Source organism: Rhodococcus sp. NPDC055024 (assembly GCF_053608585.1).
In genome coordinates this window covers 45,418-66,831 of sequence record NZ_JBSGVT010000008.1, presented here as the reverse complement: position 1 = coordinate 66,831, position 21,414 = coordinate 45,418, and the positions used below count along the sequence as shown (strand labels likewise).

Sequence of the window (21,414 nt, the reverse complement as noted above, 5' to 3'; positions counted from 1 at the left end):
ATCTGTTGACGCGACTCCGATGTGCATAGCGTCCGCTTTCATGACTCCTCTTTTGCGCGTTTGACGTTATCCAGATCACATTCTATGCTCCAACCCAAGCAACTGCTTGCTAGATCATCAAGCGGGCGCTTGGTTGGCTGGTGCTCGAAATCAGGCGTGTCCACCGGCCGACCCTTCTTTCGTCAGGTATTCGCCTGACGTTCGGTGCATACATGTGTTCTAGGAGTGCAGACATGAATCGTCGGCCCATTCTTGTTGCGGCAGTAGCCGTGACGGCTCTGGCTCTTGCAGGGTGTAGTGGTTCTTCGGAGTCCGATGGTGGCGCGGACTCGCCTTACCGAGTTCTGCTGACCGGCGGAATCAGTGCACAGGGAGTCCTCGCGGCGAACTCGCAGACCTCGCTGCTCGCAACCAAGGCGGGAGTTCAGGTCCAGAACGAGGCCGGGGGAATCGGTGGCCGTCAGATCGAACTCACCACGGTGGACGACGCAGGTGATGCAACGATCGCCGTCACCAAGCTGCGCGAAGCCATCAACTCGGGTAACAAGCCTGACCTCTACCTCAACTCGGGTCCTTCGTCGATCGCGGCTGCGGTTCTCCCGATCCTCAAGCAGAACAACATCCTCTCACTGAGCATGGCGCCTTCTCCTGATTCGACGGACCCGTCGAAGTTCCCGCTGAACTTCGACCTGGCTCCAGGTGCGACGGACACTGCTCGCGGAATCTCCGAGTATGCAAAGACCAAGGGCTACAGCAGCGTCGGAGTGCTGCACGGCAGTACCGCCTACGGTGAGCTGTTCGGCGAAGAGATGACCAGCGCTCTGCAGTCTGCCGGTCTGAAAGCTGCCGGAAACGAGGAGTACGACGCCGCCGCGCTGGACATGACGGCGCAGTTGCAATCGCTCAAGAATGCCGGTGCCGCGGCAATCGCCTTGGACGCGTACGGCGCTCCCCTCGGATATGTTCTGCAGAGCCTCGAGCGTCTCGGCTGGGACGTACCGCTGGTCGGAAACACCTCGGTCTCTGCCACCAACCTGATCGCGAACGATCCGCCGGCCGGTGTGCTCGGCACGCCCCAGGTGAAGAACCTTGTGACACAGGTGTTCACCAGCACGGTGTTCGATCCGAACAATGCGCTCGTCAGCACCATGGTGGACACGATGGCGTCGCTGGGCTCCATCCCGTCGACACTCATCCTTGCCGACAACTACGACGCTTTCCCCCTCGTCGCGGCGGCAGCGCAGAAGGTCGGCAGTTCGACCGATCCGAAGAAACTCGCCGAGGCGCTGGAAACCTCGGAGGTCCAGGAGAATGCCAAGACTGCCTTCCTCTCGCGCTACAACTTCAGCTCCGACAACCACGGCCCGAACCCGGACACCAGTGAGCTGAAGTTCATCAGTCCGACGAAGATCCTCAACGGTCAGTTCGGAAACCCGGCCGCATCATGACCATTCTGTGGTCCGGTTTGGCACTCGGCGCGGTCTACGTGCTGGTTGCCATCGGGTACAACATCGTTTTCGTTTCCTCCAACACTTTCAACTTCGCTCAAGCTCAGCTGATGATGGTGGGCACCTTTGTCGCCTACACGGGTCTGGTGACCCTGAAACTCCCTGTTCTCGTGGTGGCCGTCATGGCGACCGTGACCGTGATGCTCCTCGCATCGGTCGAGGAGATCGTCGCGATCAGACCGGTGGCCGACCACCAGAACCAATTGGTCACGACGTTGGGTGTTGCCACTCTGCTCAACGGCGCCACCCAATTGATCTGGGGCGGTGAACCTCTCACGGTTCCGTTCTTCGGATCGAACGAACCGATCACCCTGCTCGGCGGCCGTACCTACCCGGTCGAGATCGCTCTGCTGGTGGCGGCGATCGCACTGGTCATCGGGTTGAGTTACGTCTCGAAGAAGACGATGACGGGTCTGGCTCTGATCGGTATCTCTGAGGATCGTGAAGCGGCGATGCTGCGCGGAGTCAACGTACGACGGTTGGCGTTGGGTGCGTTTGCCTTCTCGGGTGCCTTGGCCGGAGTCCTCGGACTCCTTGTCGGTCCCAAGACGTTTGCGGTTGCGACGTTGGGTGCCGCACTGGCACTCAAGGGGTTCGTGGCGCTGGCGATCGGCGGGTTCGGCTCTCTGCCAGGCGCTTTGATCGGCGGGTTGACCGTCGGCCTGGTGGAGTCGTTCACCGCCCTGTGGGCGGGAAGTCAGTACAGCAATATCGCCGTCTTCACGGTGCTGATCGTCATCTTGATGGTCAAACCTGCCGGCTTGTTCGGCAATGTCCGAGAACGGGTGGTGTGAGATGGTAAGTGCGTGGCGGACTTTCCGTTCCCTTCCGAGCTGGATCATCCCGCTGGTCCTGGCCGTGGTGATCTTGCTGCTCCCGGTCCTCGGGCTCGATCTGTCGACATCACGGCAGATTCAATTGGCCTGCATCCTGGCGCTTGTCGTCAGTGGCCTGAACCTGAGCCTCGGCTTTGCCGGTGAACTGGCCCTCGGCCAGGCCGCGATGTACGCGGCCGGTGCCTACACCGCAGGTCTGATGTCCCAGGCCGGTCACACCGACATCCTGCTCCAGCTTGCTGCTTCCGGTGCGGTGGCACTGGCTGTCGGCATTCTGACCGGTGTTCCCGGTCTGCGCCTTGGCAACTGGTCTCTGGCGATGACGTCGTTCTTCCTGGTGCTGCTGGTACCGGACGTACTGGCGATCTTCGGCGGCAAGACCGGAGGCCGAAACGGCCTCACCGGTATGGAACCCCCGACGCTGTTCGGTTCCGAACTCGACACCCAGCAGTACTACATGGTGGTAGTCGTCGTCACCGTCCTCTGGTTCGCGGTGATGCGCAACCTTGTGGTCTCACGCCACGGCATCGCGTTCCGCACACTCAAGCAGTCGCCAGTTCTGGCGTCGTCGCAGGGTGTGTCGGTCTTCCGCATGAAGCTGCTCGGCTACGCAATCGGCGCGTTCCCGGCCGGGCTGGCGGGTGCGCTGTTTGCCAACACCGACCTGTTCATCTCGCCGGAGGCCTTCGGGTTCACCTTTGCCACAGCAGTTCTGGCGGCGTCGATCCTCGGCGGTGCGGCAAGTGTGTACGGCGCCGTAGTCGGTGCCGCGATCATGCAGCTCGGTCCCAACCAGTCGACGGCATTCCAGGAGTATTCGCTGATCTTCTACGGCGGCTTCCTGATCATCGGCGGTGTGCTGCTCTCCGGTGGTTTGACCAAGGTCGGGCGAGCGATCGTCTCGAAACTCGATCGCAAGGCCGGCTTGGGCGTTGTCGCTGTGAAGGAAAACAGCGGTGGAACACCGGAGTTGGCGCCGATCAACGGCGCACGGTTGGTGGTCGACGGAGTGTCCAAGGCGTTCGGTGGCAACCAGGCACTCAATGCGGCAACTCTGACTGCAGAAGCCGGTAAGGTCACTGCGTTGATCGGGCCGAACGGTTCAGGCAAGACGACCATGCTCAACATGATCTGCGGTTTCTACACCGCCGATGCGGGCGTGATCACGATCGGTGACACGGTCGTCTCGCAGTCGTCGCCGCACAAGGTGGCGCGCGTGGGTGTGGCGCGGACGTTCCAAACTCCGACGATTCCGGAGAACATCACGGTTCTGGAAGCGGTTGCATCCGGACGTTATTCGGTGCACCGTGCGTCGATGGCGTCGGCCGTGCTTCGCCTTCCCAGCTTCCGCAAGATCGCGAAGGCCGACATCGTCGAGGCCGAGCGTGTCCTCGAACTCGTGGGGATGTCGCACTTGCGCAACGAGATCGCGACCTCACTGCCACTGGGGATGCGTCGCATGCTCGAGGTTGCTCGCGCCGTGATAGCCGAGCCGAGGGTGGTCCTCTTCGACGAGGTGGCATCGGGACTCGACGAGGACGAACTCGAACGCCTGGCAGATCTGATCCGGGTACTGCGAGATGCCGGGGCCACAGTGGTGTTGGTGGAGCACAACTTCCGCCTCGTGCTCTCGTTGGCCGACGAGATAGTCGTGCTGGCACAAGGGCAGGTGATCGCTACCGGTGATGCCGCGACGATCGAACATCACCCGCGCGTGTTGAGCGAGTATCTCGGAGTCAAGTCCGGTGACGAAGAAGCGCTTCTCGAAGAAATCGGCGCAGTAGACCATCAGACCAGCGAGGTGAAGTGATGGAACCGATTCTCAAGGTCCGGAACCTGCAGACAGGGTACGGCGATCTGCGCGTCGTCTGGGATGTGTCGTTCGACGTCTATCCCGGTCAGGTGACCGCTCTGCTCGGACGCAACGGGGCAGGCAAGACGAGCACGCTCCGCGCCCTGTCCGGCCTCAACAAAGTGGCTTCGGGCACCGTTGAGATGGACGGCGCCGACATCACCGGAGTTCCCGCGCACAAGCGGGTGCGGCAGGGGATGGCGTACGTGCAGGAAGGCAAGCGGGTCTTTCACAAGCAGACCGTCGAGCAGAACCTCCTGCTCGGCGGGTACACCCGCAAGGTGAAGCGCAGCGAACTCATGGAGTCCGTCGAGTCAATGTACGAGATGTTCCCGATCTTGGGGGAAAAGCGTTCGCTTCCCGCCGGTTCCATGTCGGGCGGTCAGCAACAGATGCTCGCGATCGGTGCGGCGCTGATGGCGCAGCCCCGATTGCTCCTGCTCGACGAACCTTCGGGAGGGCTGGCTCCCGTGATTGTCGGCGAGGTGATGGACCGCGTGCAGCTACTCAAGGAAACCGGGCTCGCGGTCCTGCTGGTGGAGCAGGCGGTGGAGGCCGCGATGAGCGTCGCCGATCACGTGACAGTCCTCGACATCGGCAAGGTGGTTCTCGACGCCGACGCGAAGGACATCGACGACCTGGCAGTTCTCAAGGACGCGTACTTCGGACGCGTCTGAACAGCAGTGACGTACTTCAGCCCGGCCACCTCGGCCGGGCTGAAGTCGTTTCCCGCTCCGTGGCACGGGTACTAGCCGGCTCGGGGCCATCGATCTACCGTCCTGCACACAACTCCCGCGAGAGGCAAACTTGATGACCGCTGCTCCCGACGTACTTGCCCCGGCAAAGCTAGGCCCGGTGACCCTTCGAAATCGAATCATCAAGTCCGCGACATTCGAAGGCAAAACTCCCGACGCCCTGGTCACCGACGAGCTGATCGAGTTCCATCGCCGCCCGGCAGCCGGGGGAGTCGGGATGTCCACCGTCGCGTACTGCGCCGTCGCACCGGAAGGGCGCACCGAATACGGCCAGCTGTGGATGCGACCCGAAGCCCTTCCCGGACTGCGACGACTCACCGATGCCATTCACGCCGAAGGGGCAGCAGCGTCGGCGCAGCTGGGGCATGCCGGTCCGGTGGCAAATCAGAAGTCGACCGGTCTGCCTGCGCTGGCGCCGTCGAGTTCGTTCAATCCGTTGAGCATGAAGATGATTCGCAGCGCCAGTACAGCGGACATCGCCAGAATTGCTGCAGCACACGGCAGTGCCGCGCAACTTGCCGTCGAGGCAGGGTTCGACGCCGTCGAGATCCACTTCGGTCACAACTATTTTGCGAGTTCGTTCCTGAGCCCGAAACTCAACCGTCGTAAGGATTCTTACGGCGGATCACTGGAGAACCGGGCCCGCGTCGTACTCGAAACTGCGCGCAGTGTGCGCGATGCCGTCGGCGACAGGATCGCGATCTTGGCCAAGCTGAACATGGACGACGGTGTGCCAGGCGGGTTCTGGGTGGACGAAGCAATCCAGGTGGCGCAGTGGCTCGAAGCATCCGGAAGCGTCGACGCGCTCGAGTTGACGATGGGCAGCTCACTGCTCAACCCGATGTACCTGTTCAAGGGCGATGCGCCGATCCGCGAGTTCGCCGCCGCTATGCCGCAACCAGTTCGACTCGGTGTGCAGTTGGTGGGCAAGAGCATGTTGCATACCTATCCGTACAAGCCGCTGTTCATGCTGGAAGAGGCTCGACAGATCCGTGCTGCGGTGAAGTTACCGCTCGTGCTCCTCGGCGGTGTCACGGACAAAGCGGGTATGGATACGGCGATGGCGGAGGGATTCGAGTTTGTCGCCATGGCGCGGGCGCTGCTCAGAGAACCGGATCTGATCAATCGGATCGCGGCCGAATCCGATACTCGTTCACTGTGCATCCACTGCAACAAGTGCATGCCTACGATCTTCAGTGGCGCCCGCTGCGTGTTGGTCGAGCGGGTCTAGGGGCCGGCACACACCACGTCCCGACATCCATGTGGATACCGGGTCGTGGGCCGTAGCGAAACAAGTTTGATTGATTCAGCCCGTCTGGTTCAGTTCTGTGTGAAGACGTCGTACGACGCGTTCATCGTGGGGTAGCCGGTGGCCATGTAATCGGTGAGGATGACGTGCGTCGGGTCGCCGATGATGCGAGTTCCGTCGAGAGTGGGGTTGCCGGCGTAGTTGTTGGCCGCCATGACGGTCTGTACACCGTCGGCCACGTTGTAGGTGACATCGACGCCGATACCGCGGGGATCGCTGCTGTAGGCGGTGACGATTTCGGTGGTGTGCGGGGCCAGGTAGGAGCGGGGGCCGTTGATCCACTGTCCGTAGGGGTTGGACGCGCTGTCCAGCAGCATCGGGTTGTCGGTGTTGTTGGTGATGGTCATGGCAACCGTCGGGCCGTCGGTCGGCATGGTGCCGGCGTTGGCGACCGCTGCCGTTCCCAGTGCGGTTCCGCCGACAGCGAGGGCGATTGCGGTGACTGCTACGAAGCGAGTGGTGTTGGTACGCATGATGTCTGCTCCTGGGATGGTGTGTGGTTGCCGTTCTCGGCGATGAATCAATCTTGTCGCGAATGAGTGCTGCTGTATGTCCGCCGACGGGGCCTTGGCGGGGTTGAATCGTCTGTCCCCCGATCGGGGGAGGCGTAAGTGCTCGCATTGCTGGTACGGGCGTGAGAAAGTGAACAATGCGCGAAGGCACGAAGCCGCTGGCCGGCAAGGTTTCCGTGGTGGTCGGCGACGATCACCCGTTGTTCCGTGAGGGCGTGGTTCGGGCTCTGACCGGCAGTGACAGCATCAACGTCCTGGGCGAGGCCGACGACGGCGCAGCAGCGCTCGCAATGATTCGCGAACTACGCCCGCAGGTCGCGCTGCTCGACTTCCGGATGCCGCACCTGGACGGAACTCAGGTCGCCGCCGCAGTGGTTCGAGACGAGCTTCCGACGCGGGTGCTACTGCTCAGTGCTCACGACGAGTCGTCCGTCGTCTATCAGGCTCTGCAAGCGGGTGCTGCCGGATTCCTGCCGAAGGAATCCACTCGCGCCGAGATCGTGAGCGCCGTGCTCGACTGTGCTGCGGGACGAGATGTGTTGCCGCCCAGTATCGCCGCCGGATTGGTCGGAGAGGTTCGGCGTCGCAGTGAACCGTCCGGCCCGACGCTCAGCGCCCGCGAACGTGAAGTCCTCGGATTGATCGCGCAGGGCGCCAGCATCCCCGCCATCGCCTCTCAGCTCTTTCTCGCGCCCTCCACCGTCAAAACCCACGTGCAGCGCCTCTACGAGAAACTCGGAGTCAACGATCGAGGCGCCGCCGTCGCCGCCGCGATGCGGCAGGGTCTGTTGGAGTGAGCAGGCGTCACCGGAGGACGTACGTGACATTCATGGCCGGGTAACCCGAGGTCATCGTCACCGTGACGTCGTGGCCGTCGGGGGCGTACGTTCCGCCGGCATCCGCCCTGGTCTTCGAGTTGGTGGCGCTGAAGACAAACACTCCACCGTCGTCGGAGCGGTACGTGAGCACGATGGGGAAGTCGTTCTGGTTCTTGCTGGTGGCGACAACGTTCACGTTCATGTTCGGGAGGATGTAGTCGGCCGGCGGGACGATCCAGTCGCCGTTCGGATTGGACGCGTCGACCAGATACAGGGCCCCGAAGCCCGAGTTGCTGATCATCGCCGTCGTGACGGAAGTGTCGGTCATCGACTTCACAGCGTTCGCACCGGCGGCGCGGGCGACCAGAGCTGCCATGCTGAGGCCGGAAAAGGAAACTGCTTCGGATCCAATTGTATTGGTGCTCATGATGTTCTCCTCGGGTTTGTCGGTCTCGGTGACCGTGTGTTTCGGTGATGAGATAACTATGGCCCCCAATTTCATTCGGGTCTGTCCGCCTACCGGTCCGAGTGCTGGACGACATCGGTGTCCCCCGATCAGTGGACAGCAGTGCTCTCCGCCCACCCAGTGTCAGGGGGTGGAGGCTCCGCCCACCCAGCGGGAGACCCCGTTCCTCTATGAACCTGTCCACTCGTAGCGTGGCGACCATGACCGATCCTGACTTCTCCACCGCACCACTCGACGTCGTAGTCATCGGCGCCGGCGTCGCCGGCATGTACGCCATGCACCGACTTCGCGAGCAGGGGCTGCGTGTCCACGGCTTCGAGGCGGGCTCCGGAGTGGGCGGAACGTGGTACTTCAACCGTTACCCGGGCGCACGCTGCGATGTCGAGAGTTTCGACTACTCCTACTCCTTCTCCGAAGAGCTGCAACAGGATTGGGACTGGAGCGAGAAGTACGCGGCGCAGCCGGAGATCCTGTCCTACCTCGATCATGTTGCCGATCGCTTCGACCTGCGAAGTGGGTTCACTTTCGATACCCGTGTCCAGAGCGCACAGTTCGACGAGGGCTCGTCGACGTGGCGAGTGCACACCGACGGTGGTCATGACGTCACCGCACGCTTCGTTGTCTGCGCCACCGGCAGTCTCTCGACCGCGAACGTCCCGAACATTGCAGGTCGGGAGACTTTCGGCGGCGAGGTGTTCCACACCGGCTTCTGGCCGCACGAGGGCGTCGATTTCACCGGCAAGCGAGTCGGGGTCATCGGCACCGGATCGTCGGGCATCCAGTCCGTTCCTCTGATCGCCGAGCAGGCCGATCACCTCTTCGTGTTCCAGCGTTCCGCGAATTACAGTGTGCCGGCGGGAAACACGCCTCTCGATGACAAGCGGCGCGCCGAGATCAAGGCCGACTACGCAGAGCGTCGAGCGCAGTCCAAGCGCAGTGGCGGCGGATCACCGTTCGTCTCGGACCCGCGCAGTGCACTCGAGGTGTCCGAGGCAGAGAGGAACGCGGCCTACGAGGAGCGGTGGAAGCTCGGCGGTGTTCTGTTCGCCAAGACCTTCGCAGACCAGACCAGCAACATCGACGCCAACGCGACGGCGGCTGCGTTTGCCGAGGCCAAGATCAGATCGGTGGTCGAAGATCAGGCCATCGCAGACCTGCTGATCCCGAACGACCACCCCATCGGGACCAAGCGGATCGTGACGGACACCGACTATTACCAGAGCTACAACCGTGACAACGTGAGCCTGGTCGATCTCAAGAGCGCACCGATCGAGGCAATCGACGAGGCCGGGATCAAGACGGCCGACTCGCACTACGAACTCGACGCATTGGTGTTCGCCACCGGTTTCGACGCGATGACCGGGGCACTCGATCGCATCGAGATCCGTGGACGCGGCGGCGAGACCTTGCGGGAGAATTGGCACGCAGGCCCGAGAACATACCTCGGGTTGGGCATGCACGGCTTCCCGAACCTGTTCATCGTCACCGGGCCGGGTAGCCCGAGTGTGCTGTCCAACATGATTCTCGCTGCCGAGCAGCACGTCGACTGGATCGCCGACGCGATCGGCCATCTCGATTCCAACGGCATCGACACGATCGAACCCAGCGCAGAAGCTGTGAACAGCTGGCTCGAGGAGTGCTCGCGCCGGGCGTCGGCAACGCTGTTTCCATCCGCGAACTCCTGGTACATGGGAGCCAACATCCCGGGAAAGCCGAGGATATTCATGCCATTCATCGGGGGTTTCGGTGTCTACTCCGACATCTGTGCTGACGTGGCAGCAGCGGGATACCGAGGCTTCGAGCTGAACAGTGCGGTGCACGCATGAGTCGGCTCGAGGGCAAGCGCGTACTGGTGACCGGTGCGGCCGGCGGAATGGGGCGCTCACACTGCGAGCGGCTCGCCGAAGAAGGCGCGTCCGTGATCGCGCTGGATGTCGAACAGGCGCAGTCGGGGTTGGCGGAAACCGCTCAGGCAGTGCGTGATCGAGGCGGTATCGCGGTCACCGGCGTCGCGGACATTCGGGACTTCGACGGCTTGGCTGCCGTGGTGGCAGAGTGCGTTGCCGAAATCGGGGGTCTGGACGTGGTTGTCGCCAACGCCGGCGTCTACGACACGCCGGGACCGTCGTGGACCATCGATCCTGCAGTGTGGAACCGCTCGCTGGACGTCAATCTGACCGGGGCGTGGCACACGGTCAAGGCCTGTGTTCCGCATTTCGCCGACGGTGGGTCTGTCGTTCTGGTCAGCTCGACCGCGGGAATCAAAGGTATTGCCGGAGCGGGTCATTACAGTGCTGCCAAGCACGCCGTGGTGGGTCTGGCCAGAACGTTGGCCAACGAGTTGGGGACGGAAGGCATTCGGGTCAACTCCGTGCATCCGGGTTCGGTACGTACTCCGATGATCATCAACGAGCGAGTGTTCGCGAACCTGTGCCCGGACATCGAGAATCCCACCGAATCCGACGCCGCTGCCGTGCTGAGCGCACGCAACCTGTTGCCCGTTCCCTGGGTCGATCCGGTGGACGTCAGTAATGCGGTCCTGTTTCTTGCATCCGCGGAGTCCCGCTACATGACCGGCTGTCAGTTGGTGGTCGACGCCGGCCTGACCCAGAAAGTGTGAATTGATGACTTCTCGATTGGAAGGCAAGATCGCGCTGGTCACCGGTGCGGCACGTGGAATCGGGCGGGCTCAGGCCGTACGTTTTGCCGAAGAGGGCGCGGACATCATCGCGGTCGACGTGTGCACGTCGGTGGAAACGACTGTCACCCCGCCCGCGACGGAGGCTGATCTGGCCGAGACCGTCGCGCAGATCCAGGCGCTGGGGCGAAAGGTCGAATCCGCTGTAGTGGACGTTCGGGATCTCGAGGCGCTGCGAAGTGCCGTCGACTCGGCCGTCGAAGCGCTCGGTGGTCTCGACATCGTCTGCGCTACAGCCGGTATCACGTCCTCTGACGGGGCGCTGACCATGTCGGAAACGATGTGGCAGACCATGCTGGACGTGAACCTGACCGGCGTGTGGCACACCACCACCGTTGCGGCTCCGCATTTGATCGAGCGAGGTGGGGGATCGATGACACTCACCAGTTCCATCGCCGGACTGCGGGGGTTGGTCGGGGTTGCGCACTACACAGCGGCCAAGCACGGTGTGGTCGGTTTGATGCGCTCGCTGGCAAAGGAATTGGCGCCGTACAACGTGCGCGTCAACACTGTTCATCCCACCAACGTCGACACCCCGATGATTCAGAACCCGTTGGTTCGCGGCAAGTTCCGCCCGGACCTCGAGAAGCCCACCCGCGAGGAATTTGCTGCCGCGGCGATGACGATGAACATGCTCGCCATTCCGTGGATCGAACCGGTGGACGTGGCGAACGCTGCACTGTTCCTGTCCTCCGACGAGGCCCGCTACATCACGTCTGTCGCACTGCCAGTGGATGCGGGCAGTTCGTCCCGCTGACGTTTGGACACGCTGAGTTCCGCCACGGTGTGTAGCGTCGGTTTCACCCAACCGAAAGGCACACACCGTGGCGGAACGACGCTATCTGGAAGTCACCGTCGGGACCAATATCGTGATGGTCCTCGACCACCGCACGGTGGAGGTCTTCGACCGCTCTGCCGCGAGCACGAGCGAAGTGGCTCGCTGGCACGTCGAACACATTGCAGTGAAGGCGAAATCGTCGAAGTCGGGTCTCAAACTCACTATCGGTAATCGGCTCGCTGACGACTCCATCGCGGTGGCGGGTCCACGTGCGTCGCTCACCGTTCCGCCGGAGAACGAAGCCGCCGTCGTCGCGTTCTTCGACGAGGTCAAAGCCGCTCGGGTGTGAATCGACAGACAACCTTCGGGGCAGATGATTCGGGTTCTCTCGTTGAGCACGTTGTGCGCTGTCACGAAAATCGGGTCGGACGCACTATCGTCGGGATCTCGGGAATCGAGGCTTGCGGAAAATCGACGATCGCGGACGAGTTGGCTGCCGGTATCTCGACGTCGGGCCATGACGTCATCATGATCCGTGGGGACGAGTTCTCGACTGCGAAAGCCCTACGAAACAACAATCCTGACACGGTGGGTTACGCGCGTGGTTGTCTACTGGAGTTCGGTCGATAGTGCAGTGAGAGTTCGGGTTTCGTTAGCCGGATCGGGTGTGCTGGCCCGGACCGCTTTGAGGACGCTGTCGATCCGGTCGTCGAGTGCGCCCCAAACGGTTGCGTCGAGGGGGCGCAGGGATGTTTCGTCGTCGTCCCAAGCGGTTTCGAGATCTTTGATCCGTGCAACCGCGCCGGTGTGGTCACCGGCTTGTACCTTTGTCAGCGTGTCCTGCGTGATGGTGCGAAAATTGGCGATGTCTGTGGACGGGAACACGGCGCTGGCCTGCCCTGGCGTGAGGGTCGCGCCCGCCGCCGCCGTGCCGGTTTCCTCTTCGCCCGCCAGGGCCTCGTGCGGCTGTGCGGAGGCCCAGACGAGCAGTGCGGCGGCAGCGACGGCGACTGCGGCGTAATAGCCGAGCATGATCCGCTCGCGACCTTGATGCGGTGTGCCGGCCGGAGGGCGTGGGAGTTCGGGCTCGGTGACGACGTCGCGGCGGGTCATCGTGAGGTAGACGACCGTCGCCACAATCGCGAGGAGGAAGATTGCGCTGGTGAGAGCCGTACCTGCACCGAGACCACGATCGGTGGACGAGGACGCAACCCAGTCGCCGAGGTTGGCGCCGAGCGGGCGAGTCAGCACGTACGCGAGCCAGAAGGAGAGCACCGCGTTCGCGCCCAGCCGCCAGCCGATCACGATCAAGACGATCAACCCGGCAGGTAGCAGGACCGAGATGCCTGGCCCCCATCCGGTGATCTCGAGTGTCCAATCGCCCGCGGCGGTGCCGAGGGCGAATGTGACCAGAACGGCGAGCCAGTAGAACAACTCGCGCGCCGGCGAGACGATGCTGTGAATCGACAAGGTTCCCTCACGGGCGAACCAGACACCGAAGACCACAGCCAGGGCCGCGGCGAAGACGCTCGTACTCACCGCGAGCGGCACACCCAGATCGTCGGTCAGGATGTCGGTGTAGAGGGTGCCGGCGACGCTGAGCACCACAACCGCCAGCCAGTAGACGAACGGTACGTAGCGGTTCAGACGCAACTGCCACACCAGGACAACGGCAAGTACTACCGTGAAAATGAGGGCGGTCGCGTTCAGACCTAGACCCAAGGTCATGTTGATCCAGTCGGCGAAACTCTCGCCGACAGTCGTGCACAGGATCTTGATGATCCAGAACCAGACCGTGATCTCGGGGACCTTACTCAGCATCGCTCGCCCGGTCGGGGCGGCTTCAGATCTCGTCGTCTCACTCACAGATCCGACCGTAGAGACACGATGCTGAAAACGCCCTGAGAGGAGCCGAGCCCTTGGTCGTGCGATCCGTGCTCAGAGCCTTCACAGCTGCCGACTTCGATACTGGAAGTAGAACCACATCCGGTGTCCTCGGCGTCGGCGTACGGTGCGTCGGTCCGCGTGAACCTGGTCGGGAGGGCCCACGAATTGATCGCTTCGAGACGGTTTCTTTGCGAAAAGCCTTATGTGCTTGGCCATCCACAGCGTCGTCGGCAACGAATGCCATTCAGCAGCTTTACCTGCATCCATCTCGAGTTGCTAGGAGGTGCTCTGGTGGTACTTGATCGAGGACAATGCGAGCAATACAGCGATTCGCTCAAAAATCGTCCTGATCGGCGACACGGGGCGAGTTGGTCACTCCCCGCGCTGTCGTGTACTGCGCCGCACCCGGATTCTTGCAATGGATGAGGACGCCGAATTCCTCCTCGCCACAGACGTTCTAGCCAGTCTTTATGCGCTCGACGCAGTCTCGCGCGACGAGAGACTGCAGATCGAGCGGTGGCTCGATCTGGCTGATTCAGTGCGGAGAGACGATTTCTTACGCGAGGTCGCTACGGTGAGGTCGACGATGGACGTCCTCGCAGCGATGACTTCGGTCGATCCCCCACCGCGTTTGCGTCGACGGTTGCTTGAGCGGGTGTTGCGGCTTCGGCACTCAAGTCTGTACAGCGGTGAAAGTGCCCAACCGATACACAGGGACTTCCCGACAAAAGCGGCTGCGATGGTGGCGGTGGCGATCGTCATCCTCGGCGGAGTTGGCGGGGCGGTCGCATTCGATCGTGAGGGTGAGATTCCGAGTTCGGCACAGATTGTGGCAGCTCCGGATGCGCGGAAGATAACCACTGACGTCGTCGATGGCGGAACCATCGCAGCGACTGTGTCGGATCTACTTCGATCAGTGACGGTGGAGGTACACGGACTCGAAGATGTGGTGCGTGGAGGGTCGGAATTTCAGTTGTGGCTGGTCTCGACAGCGGAACCCTCGACCGTTGATGCAGGCCGATTGGACGACCGACGAGTGATCACGGGGATCGAGGGCGTCGATGCTCTCATGGTGACCGTAGAACCTGCCGGAGGGTCGAAACAGCCGACACAGCGGCCGGTTGCCGTCATATGGTTGGCGTGATGGTCGATATCCGAAAGCGTGGGACAAGTTCTGTCGGGATGCACGAGACCTGGCATACGCGAGCACGGGACATCTTCCGTAGCCGGCTGTTTCGTTTCTATCTGGTGGGTGGCGCAAGTGCTGGTGTGTATCTGCTGCTCTTCCTGATCCTCCGTGTTTACTGCGCATCGCAACTCGCGAATGTGTTGGCGCTGTTGATCTCTGCGATAGCGAATACAGTAGTGAATCGGCGATTCACATTCGGGATTCGTGGTACCGCAGGAATCATCAGGCAGTACCTGCAAGGACTGGTCGTCTTCGCTCTGGGATTGGTGGTGACCAGCGGCGCACTGTTGGTGCTGCACTCCCGAACAGCGGAATCTTCTCGGACGCTGGAGGTGTCAGTTTTGATTGCCGCGAACATGATTGCCACGATCGTGCGGTTCCTCGGGCTACGACGAGTATTTTCGGGCGCGCATGTCCCTCGCGAGTAGTGGTCAGCGGGTGTGCGGTCCTTGTTCGATGTCGCGTTTGATGTTTTCGAGGGTTTTCTTGATGTTCCCACGCTGAAAATCGGCGAAAGTCTTGCCTCCTGTGGCGATCTTGTCGAACATGTTTGCCGCGAAATCGGGCCATGCCCGCCGGTCGTCAATCCATGTCTCCGTGACCCGCGTCCCGCCGGCGACCGGCTCGAACCGGTATCGCCACGTTGCGATGGCTGCGGGAATTCGGGGCCTGGAGATGCCGATCTTGTGTACTCGAAATTCGAACAGTCGTCCGCTTTCCGCCGCGGTCACTGTGCACTGCGTGGTCCACCGCGCGCGCCCACGTTTGTTGTGACCGTCGAATCCCATTCCTGGGTACGCTTTTGCCCGGCGTATATGCATGGATGCTCCCAGATTTTCCGGACTCCACGTGCCCATGCGCGTCGGATCACTGATGAGGTCGTACAGGGTCGAAGGCGCTTCTTCGATCACGATGTTGTCGGATATCGTGTATTCACGTGCCATGTCGTTCACCTTTGTCGTCGAGGGTTAGGCAGAGCTTCCGTGGTTGAGCGAGTGTACGGTCCTGCGGAATTGGCTTGTCGGTGAGCAGCGGGCCGCAACAGCGCGAAGATCGGCCAGGTAATCGACATCGCGCAGCGTCGCCACAGGCAATACCCGTACTCCGATGTCTCTCAGCGCTGCTCTGGTTCGCTCACCGGTGTCCGGCCGCGAAGTGGGGACGGTTGCAATGGCAGCGGCAACGACTGCGTTTTGTACGCCGAGCACCCACCAGCCGCCATCTTCGGCCATTCCGAGTACCGCTGTAGGAGAGCTGCATTGCAGCGTTCTTCCCGCGTGCAACAGCAGCTGCGGTGTCAGTTGCGGTGTGTCCATGCCGATCTGGACTATCGGTCCGCTGACGATCGCAGCGGTGTCAGAGTGCGCGTGAGCGAGACGGTGACCGAGATCGTGTCCACGTTGCTCGATGACGATGAAGTCCTTGAGTGCATCTCGAACGTCGTCGCCTCGCACCGCGTCGGCGAGGTCGCCGGTGATCGCGACGATCCGGTTTCCTGCTGGGACTGCCGCGACGACACGCAATGTGTCGAGCAGAGCGGCGGCAGCGATTTCCGCAGCAGCAAGATCACCGACGTCTGCCGCCAGTCGCGTCTTCGCCAGCCCTGGTACCGGTGCCTTCGCCACCACCAGAACGGCGAAGTCGTCGTGGTTCGGTGTTGTAATCATCCGATCACCTTCCAGAAGTCGCGAATCGCTCGGATCGTGCCCAACGGTGATCCGGACACTTTCGAGTGGCCGGCGGTGCGGTTCCGGTAGGCGATGTCCCGCTCGGTGACTGTCCAGCCGGCAACAGCGGCCCGGACGAGAAGCTCGAGAGGATATCCGGATCGACGATCGGTCACTCCGAGATCGATCAGTGATCGCGTTCGGGCCACCCGGACAGCCCCGATGTCGTGCACGGGTAGCCGATATTTCGTGCGCAGTCGCGCGGCGACGAGCGCGTTTCCCCAACGCGCGTGGAGCGGCCACCGGCAACCGCGTTGCGGGATGCGTCGTCCTACGACGAGGTCGGATCCGGCCAGGTCTGCGATCATTGCAGGCAGTTCCCGTGGATCCATCGAACCGTCGCCGTCGAGTACACACACCACAGGAGTGGTCGTGGCCAAGATTCCGGTGTGGACAGCTGAGCCGTAACCGGGCACCGGCTGGCGCATCACACTGGCACCGTGGGCACGTGCGACCTCGGCGCTTCCGTCGGTGGAGTTGTTGTCCACCACTATCACCGTGTATCCGTGAGGTATAAGGGCGAGCACGCCGGGAAGCGACCCGGCCTCGTCCAGGCACGGAATGACGACGGTGACGTCGGCCGGTTCGATTGCGGCAGCCTCAGGCATGTGGAGGCCCCGCAATCTCGCAGTCTCGTAACGCCATCGTCGCGAAATCGCGAAGTCCGTTGGCCGGCATGATGCTCGCCCGAAAACCCAGCTCACTCTCGGCGCGCACAGGGCTGGCCACCACATGCCGGACATCTCCGGCCCTGTAGTCGCCTGTGATCGCAGGGGGCGGCCCTCCGCAGGCTTCGGAGAGCACGTTAGCGACGTCACCGATGGTGATCGGCTGTCCGGAGCAGATGTTGAAGGCACCGAAGCCGGGCAGCTGTGCCTCGATGGCAGCGACATTGGCGCCCGCCACGTCACGAACCTCGACGAAGTCCCTCGTTTGCTTGCCGTCCTCGAATACTTGCGGTGCCTGACCGGATTCCAGGGACGAGCGAAACATGGCGGCGACTCCGGAGTACGGAGTGTTGCGCGGCATGAATTCTCCGTAGACATTGTGATAGCGCAGCGCCGTGACCGAGCCGCCTGTCGACAATGCCCAGGCGAGAGCGTAGTTCTCTTGGGCGAGTTTGCTTGCTGCATAGGTGCTTCGGGGCCGGAGCGGAGCCTCTTCATCGACCGCTTCCCAGGTCAATGGTTGTCCGGTGACCGGGTCGCGATTGTCGAACATGCCCGCGTCCAGATCCTGCCGTGTGCGTGCTGGCGGAATCACCGTCACACCGGCGGCGTTGCGGTAGCGGCCGTCACCGTAGACAACCATCGAGGAACCGAGAACCAATCGCGTGCAGCCTGTTCGGTGCATCGCGGCCAGGAGGACGGCGGTTCCGAAATCGTTGTGACTGGCGTAGGCCGGGGCGTCTTCGGCATCGACGCCGGCTCCCACGACCGCAGCCTGATGACAGACCACATCAATCTCCCGGAGCACGTCAGTCAAGGCATCGGCGGATCGTACGTCGACGACGTTGATCCCCCGAGGTGTTCGGGGTGCGCTGCCGTGAGCGGAGGGCAGCAGCGCGTCGACGGCAACCACCTCGTGCCCCCGCGCTGCGAGGGCGGTGCGGATATGTCCTCCGATGAAGCCGGCTGCGCCGGTCAACAGCACCCTCATCGCGTCGGCAGTTCGATGGGGAGCGTGACTCCGTCGTGAACTCGGCAGCTCTCGCACGAACCGTCTGGTGCAGCACTGATCGAGGCTCTGACCAGCTTTTTGAACGGTCCGAGGTTGCGCTCGAACTCGGCGAATACATCGATGGCACGCACCCCGTCACCGGCGTCGATGCCGGCGTCGAGATCGGTGACGAGTCCGATGGCGACGTAGCACTGCTCGAGCTCACGCGCCAGTACCGCTTCGGGGTGTCCGGTCATGTTCACCAACGTCCATCCCTGGCGGGCATACCATTGGCTTTCTGCGCGGGTGGAAAAGCGCGGGCCTTCGACGACCACCATCACGCCACCGTCGATTGTGTCGGGTTGCAGTGCTGCGCTACGCAGTTGAGGGCAGTACGGGTCGGCGAATTGGACGTGCACGCCACCGTTGTCGAAGAACGTCTGTGCGCGGCCGCTGGTCCGATCCACGAGTTGGTCGGGCACCACCACTGCGCCCGGCCCGAGGTCTGCGGTCAAGCTGCCGACGGCGCACGGCGCGAAAATCTTTCTGACTCCGAGCATTCGCAGCGCCCACATGTTCGCGCGGTACGGAACGGTGTGCGGAGAGAATTCGTGGTTGCGTCCGTGTCGCGGTAGGAAGGCGACTCTGCGTCCTTCGACGTCTCCGACCGTGATTGGGGCGCTGGGGGTTCCGTACGGCGTGGCTGGTGTGACGTCGATCGAGTCTGTGTCGAAGAAGGAATAGAAGCCGCTGCCTCCGATCACTGCGATGTCTGCAAAGGGGAGGTCGTGATCGCTGATCTTCGTCATCGTGTGTCCTTAAGTGTGTTGTTGTCCAGGGTCTCGCGGGGTTATTCGCGTCACCAGTTGGTGAGGACGAGGTGGTTGATCGCCAACGCGGTGCTTGCTTGTACGGCCAACCAGAATCGGTGTGTCTGGCGTGGCAAAAGCGCGGGCGCTGTCAGGATCCACATTTGGAAAGGCAGCCAAATGCGTTCTGTTTCGGCTTTGCTCAGTGCGCTGAGGTCGGCGACGATCACCGCAAGTAGGCCGGCGAGTGCCATCACGTTGACCGGGGAGAGGGCACGAAGTTTCGACCACGTCAGAACCCGTGGCAGCGCCGCGGCGGAGGCAAGGCCCACCGCGCAGATCAGTGAGGCGAAATTCGCCCATCCCCAGTAGGCGAACGGCCGCGAGGATGCGATGCCTTGGTAGTAGCGCTCTTGGACGAGGAAGTAGCCGTCGAACCACCAGAACCCGTAAGCGGTGAACACACCCGCCACAGCGAGGGCTCCCATCGAGGCTCCGATCAGAGGCCTGGCCGTGCGACTGACCACAAGTACGGCGACGGCAGGAACCGCCATCAGGGCGAGCCCGTAGTTCAGGTAGACACCCGACCCGAGCAGGACGCCTGCCGCAACCGACGACAGGAACCAGCGCCGGCCGCTTCCGCGTGCGGCGACGGCCAACAAAGCGATACCCCACGCGGCCACTCCGGCGAACAGTGCATCTGCCGAGACCGCCAACCAGATCGCCGCGGGCGACAAAGCCAGAAAAGGCGCCGCGCGGCGTGCCATGGTCTCGTCCCCGAGCGCGCGCACGGCGACGATCACCGCCGCCGCCGCACTCGAGCCCACTGCCACGCACAGCGCGGATGCCCACACCCCTCCGCCGAGCCCGATCCGGTCGAGCCACACGAAAGTCAGCACCGCGGCCGGGGGGTGGCCGGAGACGTGTGTCGTCCACGAGTCGGGCTGGAAATCAAGTATCCGATCGCTGAATCCGGCGAGGGTGGAAGGGATATCCGTGATCCCGGGCACCTCGTACAGATACTCATCGCGTGAGGTCAGCCGGCCGGCGAATCCGCGCTGCCACCCGTCGATCATCGCCAATGACATCGCCCAGATCGCGGAGGTTGCCCAGGTGCTCAGGACGAGACGGCGCCACGTGAGCGCTGCGGCGACGCGCGGACCCCACATTACGACCGCTACCGCCACTACGAGGGCGATCGGGGTGCCCCAACCGAGGTGAGCGTCGACGAATCCGAAGAGCGGATTCGCGTCGGAAAAATCCTTGTAGGACTCGGTCGTGTTGTCGAGGATCGGGGTCACCGAGCCCAACCCGAGATGGGGCACGACAAACGCTGCCACGACGAGCATCAGCGCCAGTGCTGCAGCGATGAAATCGCGCAGGAGAAAGTTGCGTGTGCCGTCCGTCTGAATCACTGCGGACTCGATGCTGTGAGCCAGACAAAACATCGATGGCCTACCTCCACCGTGCGAGCAACTCGCAGTCCCGCGTCGGTAGCGATCGCGGGGACGGCTTCCAATCCGACGGTGGCCCAACTGAACCAATGTCCTTGTAGAACGTCGGTTTCCCACCTCATCTTTCCGACCCGGATGCCATGTGCGGCGGCCGGCGGTTCCACTTCGGCAATGACGACGCCGCCCTGTGCGAGGAGTGTCGCCGCGCGGCGCAGTACCCGTAGTGGGTCTCCGTCGATGCCGATGTTTCCGTCAGCCAACAGCACGTGCGCCCAATGCCCCACGAGCGGTAACGGATCGAAGATGTTTCGGTTGACCGCATGTGCTCCGCGGCTGATGGTCATCGCCACTGCGGTTTCGGAAGTGTCCACGCCCAGAGCGTTGACCCCTCTCGCTGTCAAAGTTGCGGTGAGTCTTCCTGGGCCGCAGCCGAGATCGAGAGTGGGGCCGGTGCAGTTTGCCAGCATGATGTCATCGGCTTGTCGGTCAGCCGGTGTTGTGCGTGTGTCGCCCATCCAGCGTTCGAGCGGTGCCTCTCGGCGGATGCCGGAGTCGCTTGTCATCCAGCACGGGAGTCCTTTGCCGGCGCGTTGAAACACGACATCTGTCGACACCGGGTCTACGGCTGATGTGATTGTCCGTGTCATGGTGCACCTGCTTTCGTGCTTCGAAGGCTTTCAATGGCAAGTCGGGCGGAATACGCAAGTGCACTTGCCGCGAACATCGCTGCTGAGAGAAGCAACCAACGCGCAAGAAACGGCTCCTGCGTCAATCCGGTGGCGGCTACGTAAGTTGCGCTGCCTTGCTTGATGATTCCGGGGAAGAACAGGACGAACGTCAAAGCCGTTCCTAGGCACGGGACCCGGATGTAGTTGATCGCAGGCACCGACGTCGGCCGCGTAACGCGGCGGCCTCGCAGTGCGTCGATCCCAGCCGAGAGTGATCTGTCTGCGAGTGCATAGAGTGGAAACAAGATGAAGTCATGAGCGATGAGTGCGCCGACGAACCACACTGCGATCGACTGCCACCACACTTCGGTGTTCCAGAACGCGTCCGGACCGGTGACCATGACCGCGTACCCGACGAGTGCGAAGCACAACAGCACTGCCAGTAGATGAAGCGGGTTCGCGCCGTAAAATCGGATGAATCTTTTCATC

At 62.5% G+C, this 21,414-nt stretch carries 24 protein-coding genes; 13 read left to right on the top strand and 11 right to left on the bottom strand.

Going from position 1 to position 21,414, the window contains the following annotated elements; all coding sequences use genetic code 11:
• Positions 1–233 precede the first annotated feature (233 nt).
• The 5 genes from ACWF6P_RS17870 (at position 234) to ACWF6P_RS17850 (ending at position 6,182) form a co-directional block, all read left to right on the top strand.
• Complete coding sequence (locus ACWF6P_RS17870; protein ID WP_378635545.1) at positions 234–1,448, top strand: ABC transporter substrate-binding protein; 1,215 nt, start codon at positions 234–236, stop codon at positions 1,446–1,448.
• Positions 1,445–2,302, top strand: a complete 858-nt coding sequence (locus tag ACWF6P_RS17865) for a branched-chain amino acid ABC transporter permease (protein WP_378536030.1) — start codon at positions 1,445–1,447, stop codon at positions 2,300–2,302. Before ACWF6P_RS17870 ends, ACWF6P_RS17865 begins: the two co-directional genes overlap by 4 nt.
• 1 nt (position 2,303) lies before the next feature.
• Positions 2,304–4,154, top strand: coding sequence for a branched-chain amino acid ABC transporter ATP-binding protein/permease (locus ACWF6P_RS17860; protein WP_452621876.1), 1,851 nt, complete (start codon positions 2,304–2,306; stop codon positions 4,152–4,154).
• Positions 4,154–4,873: an ABC transporter ATP-binding protein gene (locus tag ACWF6P_RS17855; protein ID WP_138870008.1), complete on the top strand. Its 720-nt coding sequence runs from the start codon at positions 4,154–4,156 to the stop codon at positions 4,871–4,873. Before ACWF6P_RS17860 ends, ACWF6P_RS17855 begins: the two co-directional genes overlap by 1 nt.
• A 133-nt stretch (positions 4,874–5,006) precedes the next feature.
• Positions 5,007–6,182: an NADH:flavin oxidoreductase gene (locus tag ACWF6P_RS17850; protein WP_452621875.1), complete on the top strand. Its 1,176-nt coding sequence runs from the start codon at positions 5,007–5,009 to the stop codon at positions 6,180–6,182.
• Positions 6,183–6,271: 89 nt separating this feature from the next.
• On the opposite strand, the gene ACWF6P_RS17845 is transcribed toward ACWF6P_RS17850, so the two are convergent.
• The gene (locus ACWF6P_RS17845; protein ID WP_283305945.1) at positions 6,272–6,733 is read right to left on the bottom strand and encodes a hypothetical protein; all 462 of its coding nucleotides are present in this window, start codon (positions 6,731–6,733) and stop codon (positions 6,272–6,274) included.
• Between the two features lie 176 nt (positions 6,734–6,909).
• Here ACWF6P_RS17845 and ACWF6P_RS17840 point away from each other — a divergent pair, with 176 nt between their 5' ends.
• Positions 6,910–7,569, top strand: coding sequence for a response regulator (locus tag ACWF6P_RS17840; RefSeq protein ID WP_378448558.1), 660 nt, complete (start codon positions 6,910–6,912; stop codon positions 7,567–7,569).
• Positions 7,570–7,576: 7 nt separating this feature from the next.
• On the opposite strand, the gene ACWF6P_RS17835 is transcribed toward ACWF6P_RS17840, so the two are convergent.
• Positions 7,577–8,017 (bottom strand): hypothetical protein, encoded by a 441-nt coding sequence (locus ACWF6P_RS17835; RefSeq protein ID WP_452621874.1) that lies wholly within the window; start codon positions 8,015–8,017, stop codon positions 7,577–7,579.
• Positions 8,018–8,256: 239 nt separating this feature from the next.
• Here ACWF6P_RS17835 and ACWF6P_RS17830 point away from each other — a divergent pair, with 239 nt between their 5' ends.
• From ACWF6P_RS17830 to ACWF6P_RS17810, 5 genes are all read left to right on the top strand, one after another.
• Positions 8,257–9,882 carry a flavin-containing monooxygenase gene (locus ACWF6P_RS17830; RefSeq protein ID WP_452621873.1) on the top strand — a complete coding sequence of 542 codons (1,626 nt, stop codon included), beginning with the start codon at positions 8,257–8,259 and terminating at the stop codon, positions 9,880–9,882.
• Entirely contained in the window at positions 9,879–10,676 is a 798-nt protein-coding gene (locus ACWF6P_RS17825) for a mycofactocin-coupled SDR family oxidoreductase (RefSeq protein WP_452621872.1), read from the top strand. Before ACWF6P_RS17830 ends, ACWF6P_RS17825 begins: the two co-directional genes overlap by 4 nt.
• A gap of 4 nt (positions 10,677–10,680) precedes the next feature.
• Positions 10,681–11,511, top strand: coding sequence for a mycofactocin-coupled SDR family oxidoreductase (locus tag ACWF6P_RS17820; protein WP_452621871.1), 831 nt, complete (start codon positions 10,681–10,683; stop codon positions 11,509–11,511).
• Positions 11,512–11,578: 67 nt separating this feature from the next.
• Positions 11,579–11,881, top strand: a complete 303-nt coding sequence (locus ACWF6P_RS17815; RefSeq protein WP_452621870.1) for a hypothetical protein — start codon at positions 11,579–11,581, stop codon at positions 11,879–11,881.
• A 53-nt stretch (positions 11,882–11,934) separates the two neighbouring features.
• A complete protein-coding gene (locus ACWF6P_RS17810) occupies positions 11,935–12,162 on the top strand; it encodes a hypothetical protein (protein ID WP_452621869.1) in 228 nt (75 codons plus the stop codon).
• On the opposite strand, the gene ACWF6P_RS17805 is transcribed toward ACWF6P_RS17810, so the two are convergent.
• Positions 12,142–13,398, bottom strand: a complete 1,257-nt coding sequence (locus ACWF6P_RS17805) for a COG4705 family protein (protein WP_452621868.1) — start codon at positions 13,396–13,398, stop codon at positions 12,142–12,144. The genes ACWF6P_RS17810 and ACWF6P_RS17805 overlap by 21 nt on opposite strands.
• A 439-nt stretch (positions 13,399–13,837) precedes the next feature.
• Between ACWF6P_RS17805 and ACWF6P_RS17800 the strand changes: the two genes are divergently transcribed.
• Together ACWF6P_RS17800 and ACWF6P_RS17795 are read left to right on the top strand one after the other, a co-directional pair.
• Positions 13,838–14,563, top strand: coding sequence for an anti-sigma factor (locus ACWF6P_RS17800; RefSeq protein WP_378548467.1), 726 nt, complete (start codon positions 13,838–13,840; stop codon positions 14,561–14,563).
• Positions 14,563–15,036 (top strand): GtrA family protein, encoded by a 474-nt coding sequence (locus ACWF6P_RS17795; protein WP_452621867.1) that lies wholly within the window; start codon positions 14,563–14,565, stop codon positions 15,034–15,036. The genes ACWF6P_RS17800 and ACWF6P_RS17795 overlap by 1 nt, the downstream gene beginning before the upstream one ends.
• Before the next feature lie 3 nt (positions 15,037–15,039).
• Here the strand turns inward: ACWF6P_RS17795 and ACWF6P_RS17790 are convergent, their stop codons facing one another.
• From ACWF6P_RS17790 to ACWF6P_RS17755, 8 genes are all read right to left on the bottom strand, one after another.
• On the bottom strand, positions 15,040–15,552 hold the full coding sequence (locus ACWF6P_RS17790; protein WP_378548473.1) for an SRPBCC family protein: 513 nt from the start codon (positions 15,550–15,552) through the stop codon (positions 15,040–15,042).
• 24 nt (positions 15,553–15,576) lie between these two features.
• Positions 15,577–16,275 carry a TIGR04282 family arsenosugar biosynthesis glycosyltransferase gene (locus ACWF6P_RS17785; protein ID WP_378548476.1) on the bottom strand — a complete coding sequence of 233 codons (699 nt, stop codon included), beginning with the start codon at positions 16,273–16,275 and terminating at the stop codon, positions 15,577–15,579.
• On the bottom strand, positions 16,272–16,943 hold the full coding sequence (locus ACWF6P_RS17780; RefSeq protein WP_452621866.1) for a glycosyltransferase family 2 protein: 672 nt from the start codon (positions 16,941–16,943) through the stop codon (positions 16,272–16,274). Before ACWF6P_RS17780 ends, ACWF6P_RS17785 begins: the two co-directional genes overlap by 4 nt.
• Complete coding sequence (locus tag ACWF6P_RS17775; protein WP_452621865.1) at positions 16,936–17,994, bottom strand: NAD-dependent epimerase/dehydratase family protein; 1,059 nt, start codon at positions 17,992–17,994, stop codon at positions 16,936–16,938. Before ACWF6P_RS17775 ends, ACWF6P_RS17780 begins: the two co-directional genes overlap by 8 nt.
• Positions 17,991–18,803 (bottom strand): S-methyl-5'-thioadenosine phosphorylase, encoded by an 813-nt coding sequence (locus ACWF6P_RS17770; RefSeq protein ID WP_452621864.1) that lies wholly within the window; start codon positions 18,801–18,803, stop codon positions 17,991–17,993. The genes ACWF6P_RS17775 and ACWF6P_RS17770 overlap by 4 nt, the downstream gene beginning before the upstream one ends.
• A 50-nt stretch (positions 18,804–18,853) precedes the next feature.
• Positions 18,854–20,152, bottom strand: a complete 1,299-nt coding sequence (locus ACWF6P_RS17765; protein WP_452622083.1) for a hypothetical protein — start codon at positions 20,150–20,152, stop codon at positions 18,854–18,856.
• A gap of 62 nt (positions 20,153–20,214) precedes the next feature.
• Positions 20,215–20,820 carry a methyltransferase domain-containing protein gene (locus ACWF6P_RS17760; RefSeq protein WP_452621863.1) on the bottom strand — a complete coding sequence of 202 codons (606 nt, stop codon included), beginning with the start codon at positions 20,818–20,820 and terminating at the stop codon, positions 20,215–20,217.
• Positions 20,821–20,900: 80 nt separating this feature from the next.
• Positions 20,901–21,413 carry a hypothetical protein gene (locus tag ACWF6P_RS17755; RefSeq protein WP_452621862.1) on the bottom strand — a complete coding sequence of 171 codons (513 nt, stop codon included), beginning with the start codon at positions 21,411–21,413 and terminating at the stop codon, positions 20,901–20,903.
• Position 21,414: the final 1 nt, after the last annotated feature.

Excerpts from the sequence above, each read along its gene's own strand:
- ACWF6P_RS17770 (WP_452621864.1), bottom strand. The coding sequence starts at position 18,803 with ATGACGAAGATCAGCGATCACGACCTCCCCTTTGCAGACATCGCAGTG.
- ACWF6P_RS17775 (WP_452621865.1), bottom strand. The coding sequence starts at position 17,994 with ATGAGGGTGCTGTTGACCGGCGCAGCCGGCTTCATCGGAGGACATATC.
- ACWF6P_RS17780 (WP_452621866.1), bottom strand. The coding sequence starts at position 16,943 with ATGCCTGAGGCTGCCGCAATCGAACCGGCCGACGTCACCGTCGTCATT.
- ACWF6P_RS17790 (WP_378548473.1), bottom strand. The coding sequence starts at position 15,552 with ATGGCACGTGAATACACGATATCCGACAACATCGTGATCGAAGAAGCG.
- ACWF6P_RS17845 (WP_283305945.1), bottom strand. The coding sequence starts at position 6,733 with ATGCGTACCAACACCACTCGCTTCGTAGCAGTCACCGCAATCGCCCTC.
- ACWF6P_RS17755 (WP_452621862.1), bottom strand. The coding sequence starts at position 21,413 with ATGAAAAGATTCATCCGATTTTACGGCGCGAACCCGCTTCATCTACTG.
- ACWF6P_RS17870 (WP_378635545.1), top strand. The coding sequence starts at position 234 with ATGAATCGTCGGCCCATTCTTGTTGCGGCAGTAGCCGTGACGGCTCTG.
- ACWF6P_RS17835 (WP_452621874.1), bottom strand. The coding sequence starts at position 8,017 with ATGAGCACCAATACAATTGGATCCGAAGCAGTTTCCTTTTCCGGCCTC.
- ACWF6P_RS17860 (WP_452621876.1), top strand. The coding sequence starts at position 2,304 with ATGGTAAGTGCGTGGCGGACTTTCCGTTCCCTTCCGAGCTGGATCATC.
- ACWF6P_RS17795 (WP_452621867.1), top strand. The coding sequence starts at position 14,563 with ATGGTCGATATCCGAAAGCGTGGGACAAGTTCTGTCGGGATGCACGAG.
- ACWF6P_RS17820 (WP_452621871.1), top strand. The coding sequence starts at position 10,681 with ATGACTTCTCGATTGGAAGGCAAGATCGCGCTGGTCACCGGTGCGGCA.
- ACWF6P_RS17825 (WP_452621872.1), top strand. The coding sequence starts at position 9,879 with ATGAGTCGGCTCGAGGGCAAGCGCGTACTGGTGACCGGTGCGGCCGGC.
- ACWF6P_RS17765 (WP_452622083.1), bottom strand. The coding sequence starts at position 20,152 with ATGCTCGTCGTGGCAGCGTTTGTCGTGCCCCATCTCGGGTTGGGCTCG.
- ACWF6P_RS17855 (WP_138870008.1), top strand. The coding sequence starts at position 4,154 with ATGGAACCGATTCTCAAGGTCCGGAACCTGCAGACAGGGTACGGCGAT.
- ACWF6P_RS17840 (WP_378448558.1), top strand. The coding sequence starts at position 6,910 with ATGCGCGAAGGCACGAAGCCGCTGGCCGGCAAGGTTTCCGTGGTGGTC.
- ACWF6P_RS17830 (WP_452621873.1), top strand. The coding sequence starts at position 8,257 with ATGACCGATCCTGACTTCTCCACCGCACCACTCGACGTCGTAGTCATC.
- ACWF6P_RS17800 (WP_378548467.1), top strand. The coding sequence starts at position 13,838 with ATGGATGAGGACGCCGAATTCCTCCTCGCCACAGACGTTCTAGCCAGT.
- ACWF6P_RS17850 (WP_452621875.1), top strand. The coding sequence starts at position 5,007 with ATGACCGCTGCTCCCGACGTACTTGCCCCGGCAAAGCTAGGCCCGGTG.
- ACWF6P_RS17865 (WP_378536030.1), top strand. The coding sequence starts at position 1,445 with ATGACCATTCTGTGGTCCGGTTTGGCACTCGGCGCGGTCTACGTGCTG.
- ACWF6P_RS17760 (WP_452621863.1), bottom strand. The coding sequence starts at position 20,820 with ATGACAAGCGACTCCGGCATCCGCCGAGAGGCACCGCTCGAACGCTGG.
- ACWF6P_RS17785 (WP_378548476.1), bottom strand. The coding sequence starts at position 16,275 with ATGATTACAACACCGAACCACGACGACTTCGCCGTTCTGGTGGTGGCG.